Origin of the sequence: Methanocalculus sp. (assembly GCF_029762515.1) — an archaeon.
Classification (GTDB): domain Archaea; phylum Halobacteriota; class Methanomicrobia; order Methanomicrobiales; family Methanocorpusculaceae; genus Methanocalculus.
Map to the genome: position 1 here is coordinate 1 of NZ_JARVGN010000036.1, position 9,404 is coordinate 9,404.

Consider the following 9,404-nt stretch of genomic DNA (forward strand, 5'->3'; position numbering starts at 1 on the left):
GAAACGGTTTTTATTCAGGTTTGATCCGGTTTGAGCTACCTGATTCTCCACAAACGATCCGGCTCAATTTTTATCGGAATCAGAGACCCGATCTAAATCCCTCTTCTCCCCAATTATCACTCCTTAGAGAGGGGTGCCGTATCCTTTTACCCTCACTTCATGTACCCCGGTTTCTTCTCCTCCTTTTTCCTTCTCCTTCGATCCTTCCCCCCCTCATTGGATGGAACAATTCTGACATGCCTCGGATCTTCAAAGAGGAATACGCACCTCTTCAGCAATCCCGGTCTCCCGGATCAGAAGTCGCCTGTCTTATCGATTATTATTGTAACTCTTCCTGAGCCCCTTCTGATCACGATCCTCTTCATCATCTCCTCTCCAAGGTGTTCAGGGAGCTTTCCCGACTGCCACTCATATTCTGCTGCAACCGCAGTCTCAGCATTGGCAGGATCAGCGGCTGCGATTGCTTTCAAGGCATAGTATGCAGCGCCATAGGCATGCTGGGGCACATGGGCAGTTGCCACCGCCTGTCCGGCGGCACGTGCGGCGAAAGAGGCCGGGTTATTCGATGCAGCCTCCCTGGCGGCCGCATGGGCGCCAAGAGATGCCCCGCGTATCTCTTCCATCGAAAAGGAGCCAAAATCAATCCACCTCCGGCAGACGTCCAGTGCAGTCCGTGGCCGTTTGTCCCCTGAATATGCACTTTCAAAGAAGGGAAGCACCCGCTCAGCGCAATCTGCCGCCCAGGCGGCCATCAGTTTCTGATCGTTACGGCTGTACTTCTTCATTGAGATAAGAAGAATAGTGGAAGCTCTTCGGTTATGTATTATGGATCAACCCGGAGGATGCACCTGCATATACCAGTTGGAATGCGAACAAAAGAAACGGGCCTGGGGGGATTCGAACCCCCGACATTCGGGTTAGAAGCCCGACGCTCTATCCTGGCTAAGCCACAAGCCCCGGAAGGATATAATAGTTCGATCTCCCGGTTTTTATTCCTTTGTGTGATGCATGATGTCCGGGCACCTCCTTCAACCATACATCACCATGTAAAAAAGTCCATGTTCACTGCATCGGGGGATCCCGACATAGTCACCGGTATATGTACCCGCCTTTCTGTAGTGCTCCTCTCTGCATGGAGACACGTCTCTCCTGATCCGGATAGCTTTATCATTCCAGAGGTTTTTGATCGATTTGTGGAAATAATGATTCAGATGAGGAAGAAGATTACTATCAGAAGGCTGTGCGATCAAATCACGGTTGATCGCCTCAGGGAAGAGGATGTATCTCCATGAAGATCGCTGTTTTAAATGGAAGTCCAAAAGGCGATCTCAGTGTCACCATCCGTTCTGTTCGGTACATGGAGCTGGCAGGGCCCGATCATAGCTTTGATATCATTCCTATTGCATCGGAGATCAACAGGATCGCGAGAGATGAGGCGTATTTCGATGCCCTTATGCAGAGAATTTCCGGAGTTGATGCTGTTCTCTTTGCATTCCCCCTCTATGTGATGCTTGTGCCGGCACAATTCAAGCGTTTCATCGAGCTTGTCTTTGAAAGGGGTGCTGGTATTCATTTTCAGGGTAAATATGCCGCCTCCATATCGACATCCGTTCATTTCATGGATCATATCGCCCACAATTACATCCATGCGATAGCCGAAGATCTCGGAATGCATTTCGTTGGAGCTTTCTCGGCACATATGCAGGATCTCTTAAAGGAGGAAGAACGAAAGCGGCTTGAACTCTTCTCATCCATGTTCATAGAGACGATCCAGAAGAAGCCGGTGATACAGCCGATCTACCCGCAGATACGCCAAAGCCTCCCCTCCTACACTCCGGTATTACCCCTGGCCCCCCTGGAACAAGGCAATCTACGGATTCTTATCCTCACTGATCACAATGCCCCGGATTCAAATTGTGCGAAGATGGTAAACCGGCTCAAAGAGACATTCGGGGGGAAGGCAACAATCGCAGAAATTCCTGATATCGGAATGAAAGGCGGATGCCTTGGATGCTGCCGGTGCGGGTATGACAACACCTGTGTCTATACTGACGGGTTTTCTGAATGGTACAGGAACACGCTCCTCTCATCTGATATCATCATCTTTGCAGGGGAGATCCATGACCGTTTCCTCTCTTCAGGTTTCAAGCAGGTCTTCGATCGCTCATTCTTCATGGGGCATATCCCCGCCTTCAAAGGCAGAACAATCGGCTACATGGTATCAGGGCCTCTCTGTGAAAACCCTGTCCTGATGGAGTTCTTCAGGGCATTCACAGATAGCGAGGGTGTTCTCTGCGGGCATATCATCAGCGACGAATCCGATGACCCGGCTGAAATAGATCGCAGGATCGACAGCTTCGCATCATCGCTAATCTCCAGTGCAGGAAGCGGATATAGTCCTCCGCCCACCTTCTATGCTGTCGGAGGCCACAAGATCTTCCGGGACATGATCTGGGGAGGTATGCGGGCGATCTTCAGGGCAGATCACCGCTATTTCAAAAGAAACAAACTCTATGATTTCCCGCAATACCAGTATACGCAGCGCCTCAGGTCTTCCTTATTACGGCTCCTTCTTGTATTTCCACCTGCACGGAGATCGGTCTTCCTCAGGATGAAGGAGCATATGGTCGAAGCTCATGATCGGGTACTCGAAGCATATAAACAATGATCGTTTATATTTATCGACATTGATGTCAACTAAGGGATATGATCGGACTTGAAATATAGGTGCAAGATATTCGATGATATTATTATATATTTGTTATGAAGAACTTAGAATGATTACCTCCCTCATATAAAGTAATTTGCACGTGCGATCGATCAATAGCAATACTAACTTTATTTTAATTGTGAAAATAATGGGGTATCGCTATATTACTCAATAAAATATCAATCTTGGTGCCTTGTCCTCCTTGATCTCCTGAGAGCGATTTCGTCCTCTTCTCTCTGACTTTTATATCAAACCGAAGAAAATGGTGACCATCCAAACTTCGTTGTAGTTTCATGATCAAGCTTCTGGTCATTAGATACTCAATGGGTTATCTGATTCTCAGATTGTACAAGATTCTATGATCACCTCTCTTCCCATCATTGTCATATCCGACAAAGATTCCAGATGCTTCAACAATATGGTTATTCCGGTACTTCTAATTAATATTGGTCAAGACGAATTAATCTGGGCTGAGTTCCTGTAGATGATCAATCAGAACGTATTGAAAGATAACCGTGTGTTATGCAAGATGCCAGTTGTATCACAGCAGAACGGGGTCGTGCCCTCCCTGATACGCCGCGAGGGAAAAAGGCAAAGATACGTCGAGGCAGTGATGGAATCTGGATCAAGAAAAGTTCAAAATTTTCTTATGCGTATTAAGTGGATATTCTCATGGATAGAGAATATCAATTCATCGGATGATTTGCAGCTTCAAAGACTTCTGTTCATGACAGCAAAGTCAATCTCTCGCATTTAGAGAGACAGTCTAAATGTACAAAGGTTAATTGTGATCTATCAACCGCGAAATCGATTCATGGTGCGGGCGATGAAACTTGGGGACTGTTTTATAAATCTAAATGCTTAAGGAAGGTAGTGTTTAAATAAGCAATGTAAACTATAGTTGATAACTGATCGCGCACTTCAAGATCCAAAATCCCCAAGAATAATAATAAAAATCTGAATGTGGCAATAATTGACTATACATAGGGATATTCTGCAAAAAGACCTCAATTTACCTCCGTAATAGGGGCCATTTTGTTCTTACTTCTGTTTGAAAGCATTGAAGTACTGATTACAATTTTATCTCTGAAAGATTGACATCAATTATACTCTACTAATGAATAGGTTTCAGACGATGTGGATGATCAATATTATATACCTATATATTCAATCATGAAATCATGATATTAGGCGTCATGCGTAGATCATCACGAAGCAACCTTACCAATTCAAAGAGATGTGTCATTAATCTAGGGTTAGAAACAGATTTTGAAACCCTTCGGAAATGTGTTTCTGGGATTGAGGTTACCAACGATATCCGTAGCTCAATAAATCGATTGGCAAGTGTTGGATATGTCCGATTGGGAACTCGGGTGAATATGGATGACAACACCGAAACAATAACTCTCAAGCAAACGGCAAAGGCTACTTCACTAGGTTGTCGTATTCTTAATGCTAGATAATATATAAGTCCTAAATACCCTCTTTTTTTCAGGAGCTTAAATTTGAATAAAAAGATTTGCATAGGTTGGATTCCGCATCTGAATGGCGCTCCATTTCTGACTAATCGATGGTGGCAACAGATTCGTAGAAAGAGAACTGATGGCGAACGAGTCTATTTTAATTTTCAGAGGCCAGATGAAAAGACAGGTCCTATTAAACCTTTTAATCTAGATCTAATTGAGGAATATTTTGGACTTAAATCATCATATCTTATAAAAGAGACGATAAAAAATTCAGCGTATTTCGCCCATTGCAAGCCTGTAGACGATACCGACCCGAATGAGAGATGGTTCTTTGTTTATCGATTTAAAGATGATACATTAAAACATCTTGTAGATGTAATAATTTTTAAGAAATTTTCGTTTGGACCTCAAGGCTCTACCAACTATGTACTAAGATACCTTGCAACGGTCGAAATCGGCGAATTAGATGAGGACGGTTTTATCACACTTCTAAACCCAACAATTACAACTGGTAATATTGTAACTGACGGATTCGATGTCTCAGTTCAATACCTCGAAGAAAGTTTTCAAGCTGTTAGAGATATCCTTCACCATCACAGTCACCATATAAATTCACACTATAATGGAAATATTATTGGACCAGATAGCATCATTCGTCCTGTAATTTCTGACTCCAACAACGACAAGTCTAAAATAAAACGAAAAATTGCAGAAAAATACCAAATATGTCTATTGAACCATTTAGAACACATCACTGAACTTGCTTCTATCACTGGATCTAATTCAAACCTCCAAATTCTTAAAAAAGGATATTCTGAACTTATCTCAGTAATCAAACAAGGAAATGGTGTTTTAATTTATTATAATCAATATTTATTAGAATTGAGAAAAAAAAGCATTATTAATCACGATGAACACTCAACACTTAAAGAGTCTGCATTTAATATGCGAGATGCATATCAATCATTTTTTAGTGGTTTGGATACCCAATTTCAAATGCATATAACATTTAGATCTGACTTAATATTGATCATCACGGCGCTATTAACATTCTGGATTGTTTTTATTGAAATCTTGACGTTGCTTTCAGATGTTTTTAAAGAGATAAATTCTATAAAATTATATTTAATTTTGATACCTCTTAGTTTAACTTCTTGGTTTTTTTTCAAACCAATTCGTTTTATAATTGAAGAGAGGATAGAGAGAAAATAATTACAAGGTCATATATTATTTAATCTTCGGCAGTAAATTTATAGGTAATAATTTATATAAAAATGCATGTTAAATCTTAAGTTCTGCATCTTTTTCTTTCCATATTTATCCTCTGCAAGTTTGAACTGGTTAAAGATCAATTGGGTCTGCATCTCTCTTACCTAACATGTTCTTTCTTTTTGATTTTGTTCCTATCTAATCTTAGCTCTCGTATTTCGGTTATGAGAACGTCAAATGACTATTGAATGGAAATATGTTTCCAACAGAGATTGCGGTCTATATATAATACATAATAATTTAATCTCTATGATTCCACTCACGGCTACCGATACCTTTAAAAGCATCCCTGCATAATGCTCTTCTGTTGCCGCAATGCGGCAGATACAGGAGTTATGACTATGATCCCAACGATGATGGAAGATCTGATCAATACCCAGATCAATGCCGAGATGTACTCGAGTTACCTGTACCTCTCGATGTCCGCATGGTGCTCGGATAAGAACTGGAAGGGCTTTGCCCACTGGCTCCGCCTCCAGGCACAGGAAGAACTGGCTCATGCGATGAAGTTCTATGACTATCTCAGTGAGCGGGGCGGAAACATTAAACTCGCCGCTATCGCCGCCCCGAAGGCCGACTGGAAGGATATCCCTGCCATCTTTAAGGAGGTCTATGCCCACGAACAGAAGGTCACCGGCATGATCAACGCCATGATGACAGAAGCGATCAAGCAGAAGGATTATGCATCTGAGATCATGCTCCAGTGGTTTGTCACCGAGCAGGTTGAAGAGGAAGCGAATGCCTCTGATATCGTCGCAAACCTTGAAAAGATCGGTCCGGCAACAGGCGGTCTCTACCATCTTGACCACCAGCTCGGCAAGCGATAAATGTTAGAATCCAATACCTTCTTTTTGGTGCTGGCGCACCAGAAAACCAGACGATCAGCAGAGGATACCAGATGATTACGACACATATAAGAATCGCCGGGATGCACTGCGCAACCTGTGCCAAAGCCATAGAGAGCTCTGTTCAACAGCTTGATGGCATATCCTCGGCAGAGGTGAATCTCGCCGCAGAAACACTCCGTGTTGGGTTCGATCCGGATGCTGTATCAATTCGGGATATCGAGGAGGCAGTCAGGGAAGCAGGCTTCTCACCTGTTCCCGAAGCACTCACACTCAGGATCAGCGGCATGCATTGTGCCGTCTGTGTACAGTCAGTAGAAAAAGCACTTGCCGGTCTCCCCGGTATCACCTCTGTCTCGGTCAATCTCGGAACAGAACAGGCATATCTCACCTACTATCCGGAAATAACATCGATCGAAGAGATGAAGAAAGCAGTCTCGGAAGCTGGCTTCACCGTCACCGGCAGGGACGATGACCCCGCATCCGGCACCATGGATGCCGTGGCTGCACGTGATCTCCGCATGAAGGCATACAGATCCATCCTCGGATTTGCAGTCTCAGGATTCCTGATGCTCCTGATGTGGACACACCCTCCTCTCCCGCTCCCGATGCCGCTGATGATGTTTCTCTTCGCAACACCGTTCTTTGCCTTCCTCGCATACCCGATCTTCTCTGCGGCCATCCGATCCCTCAGACATGGCATCCTGGATATGGATGTCATGTACTCGCTTGGTATAGGGACAGCATATTTTTCAAGTGTCCTCTCGACCTTTGGGATATTCCTCTCAGCAGACTTCAACTTCTATGAAACAGCAATCATGCTCACTGCGTTCCTCACCCTTGGCCGTTACCTTGAGGCAAGGGCGAAAGGAAAGACGGGTGAGGCGATCCGCTCCCTGATGAACCTCCAGCCAAAGACGGCAACCGTGATCAGGGATGGTGTCGGAACGATTGTGCCGGTTGAGGAGATCGTCCCTTATGATCTCGTCCTCGTCCGCCCCGGAGAAGCCATTCCTGTGGATGGAGTGGTTGTTGAAGGAGAGAGCCATGTGGATGAATCGCTTGTGACTGGTGAGCCGCACCCGGTCTACAAAGGAAAGGATGCCAACGTCATCGGCGGCACGATCCCGACAAACGGAGCGATCACGATCTATGCAACAAAGGTTGGAAAGGATACCGTTCTTGCCAGGATCATCAGGATGGTCGGGGAGGCACAGGGGAGCAAGCCCTCGGTTCAGAGAGTTGCAGATACGGTGGTATCCTACTTCATCCCGGCTGTGCTGATCATCGCGTTCTCAGCATTTGCCTTCTGGTACTTCATCGCCGGCTCTCCGCTCCTCTTTGCCGTCACCGCCCTCATCTCAGTGCTGGTCGTCGCCTGCCCCTGTGCCCTCGGGCTTGCCACCCCGACCGCCATCACCGTTGGAATCGGACGGGGTGCAGAACTTGGTATCCTGATTCGAAACGGTGAGGTGCTCGAACAGTCCGGCACCATCACCACCGTTGCCATTGACAAAACAGGCACCCTCACCGAAGGCCGACCTGAAGTAACAGATATCACACCCTACCGTCGCACCGAAGAAGAGCTTATATCGTATGCAGCATCTGTGGAGCGATTATCGCTCCATCCTCTTGCAGAGGCGATTGTCAGGAAAGCTGAAGAGGCTGATGCACCGCTCCATGAAGTGGCCGGCTTTGAGTCATTCAGCGGAAAGGGGGTCTTTGGATATATTCAGGATCTCCCGGTTCTCATCGGAAACCGCTCCCTGCTTGAGGAACACTCCATTCAGATCCCAAAGAATGCACTTGGATCGATCGTCAGGTTTGAGAGTGAGGGGAAAACCGTCCCCCTCATTGCAGTGGACAGAACCTATGCAGGATGTATTGCCATTACTGATCCGATCAAGGCCACCTCGCATGATGCAGTGAAGGTGTTTGAGGAGATGGGGCTCTCTGTCGTGATGATCACCGGCGATAACGAACACACTGCACAGGTGATCGGAGAGGAGATCGGAATCTCCCGTATCCTTGCTGGCGTTCTCCCCTGGGATAAAGCAGAGGAAGTCTCCCGGCTCCAGGAGCGTGGTGAGAAGGTCGCATTTATCGGGGATGGCATCAATGATGCCCCGGCGCTTGCACAGGCGGATGTCGGGATCGCCATCTCCGGTGGAACCGATGTCGCAGTCGAGAGCGGGGGCATTGTCCTGATGCAGAGCAATCCCCTTGATGCCGCTGCAGCAATCCAGCTCGCCCGAAAGGTTATGGGCAGAATCCGGATGAATCTCTTCTGGGCATTCTTCTATAATATCCTCCTCATCCCGATTGCAGCAGGGCTTCTCACCCCCTTCTTTGGGATCACCTTCCGCCCCGAATATGCAGGACTTGCGATGGCACTCTCATCTGTGACTATCGTCTCGCTCTCGCTCCTCCTGAGGGGATATAACCCCCCGGCAAAGAAGCGGGGAGATCCACCGGCAGATGCCGGATAACCTCCTTTTTTTTGTATCCGGGGTAATAGTCTTCTCTTCAGGGGATATCCGTTGAATCGAGGCAAAAATCCATATTCAACGTCTTTTTAACCAATTCGCGTATGTATCGAGTTATAGGTTTATGAGGTCTCAGAACAGATAGTATACAGAAACAACTGTTCCCCTCTTTTCCGGGGGCGTGAGGTACCGGACGATACCGGCCGAGCTGAGCACGTAGAATATAATCTATCAAATTTGTCCGGACTGATAAGAATGGGATACCGTACTCACGCACGCCACACCACCTGCCCTGGGTGTAATGAAGAGATCTATATGGAAGAGCTGGTGAAAGGACAGTGCCCGCTCTGCGGCTCACCGGTTGAAGAGCTTGAGGCTCATGATGAGTCGCTTGATTATGATGACGGATTCGAACGGTCCGAACTATCCTGGCTCGTCCTCCAGTACTTCCTCTTTAAGAAGTTCGAGGATCTGGGAGCAAACCCCCTCCAGGTCTTCCGGCTGTTATCCACTGTTGAAGAGAACGGAGAGGTTGTTGCCACAAAGAAGGAGAAAGAAGAGCTTCCCTATGAACTGGATGCGGAGCTCTCACGTCTGGAGCGGCTGCTCCCAAAGCGATGCAGCTCAT

7 protein-coding genes and 1 tRNA gene are annotated in these 9,404 nt (G+C 46.3%); 5 read left to right on the plus strand and 3 right to left on the minus strand.

Annotation, left to right across the window (positions count from 1 at the left end; all coding sequences use genetic code 11):
- Positions 1-152 precede the first annotated feature (152 nt).
- The 3 genes from QCH34_RS02205 to QCH34_RS02215 all read right to left on the minus strand — a co-directional run bounded on the left by QCH34_RS02205 (position 153) and on the right by QCH34_RS02215 (position 957).
- Positions 153-278 carry a hypothetical protein gene (locus QCH34_RS02205; RefSeq protein WP_300329341.1) on the minus strand — a complete coding sequence of 42 codons (126 nt, stop codon included), beginning with the start codon at positions 276-278 and terminating at the stop codon, positions 153-155.
- 15 nt (positions 279-293) lie between these two features.
- Positions 294-785 (minus strand): putative immunity protein, encoded by a 492-nt coding sequence (locus tag QCH34_RS02210; RefSeq protein ID WP_300329345.1) that lies wholly within the window; start codon positions 783-785, stop codon positions 294-296.
- Between the two features lie 97 nt (positions 786-882).
- Positions 883-957: transfer RNA gene (locus QCH34_RS02215), tRNA-Arg, on the minus strand.
- A 331-nt stretch (positions 958-1,288) separates the two neighbouring features.
- Here QCH34_RS02215 and QCH34_RS02220 point away from each other — a divergent pair.
- The 5 genes from QCH34_RS02220 to QCH34_RS02240 form a co-directional block, all read left to right on the plus strand.
- On the plus strand, positions 1,289-2,668 hold the full coding sequence (locus tag QCH34_RS02220; RefSeq protein WP_300329348.1) for an NAD(P)H-dependent oxidoreductase: 1,380 nt from the start codon (positions 1,289-1,291) through the stop codon (positions 2,666-2,668).
- A 1,547-nt stretch (positions 2,669-4,215) separates the two neighbouring features.
- Positions 4,216-5,388 (plus strand): hypothetical protein, encoded by a 1,173-nt coding sequence (locus QCH34_RS02225; RefSeq protein WP_300329351.1) that lies wholly within the window; start codon positions 4,216-4,218, stop codon positions 5,386-5,388.
- A 398-nt stretch (positions 5,389-5,786) separates the two neighbouring features.
- Positions 5,787-6,272, plus strand: coding sequence for a ferritin (locus tag QCH34_RS02230; RefSeq protein ID WP_300329354.1), 486 nt, complete (start codon positions 5,787-5,789; stop codon positions 6,270-6,272).
- A gap of 71 nt (positions 6,273-6,343) precedes the next feature.
- Complete coding sequence (locus QCH34_RS02235; protein WP_300329357.1) at positions 6,344-8,779, plus strand: heavy metal translocating P-type ATPase; 2,436 nt, start codon at positions 6,344-6,346, stop codon at positions 8,777-8,779.
- Between the two features lie 252 nt (positions 8,780-9,031).
- Positions 9,032-9,404, plus strand: a 373-nt coding sequence (locus tag QCH34_RS02240; RefSeq protein WP_300329360.1) for a hypothetical protein, incomplete at its 3' end; no start/stop codon positions are given.

Bases quoted from the DNA above. Each gene is read 5' to 3' on its own strand.
- QCH34_RS02220 (WP_300329348.1), top strand. From the start codon at position 1,289: ATGAAGATCGCTGTTTTAAATGGAAGTCCAAAAGGCGATCTCAGTGTC.
- QCH34_RS02230 (WP_300329354.1), top strand. From the start codon at position 5,787: ATGATCCCAACGATGATGGAAGATCTGATCAATACCCAGATCAATGCC.
- QCH34_RS02235 (WP_300329357.1), top strand. From the start codon at position 6,344: ATGATTACGACACATATAAGAATCGCCGGGATGCACTGCGCAACCTGT.
- QCH34_RS02210 (WP_300329345.1), bottom strand. From the start codon at position 785: ATGAAGAAGTACAGCCGTAACGATCAGAAACTGATGGCCGCCTGGGCG.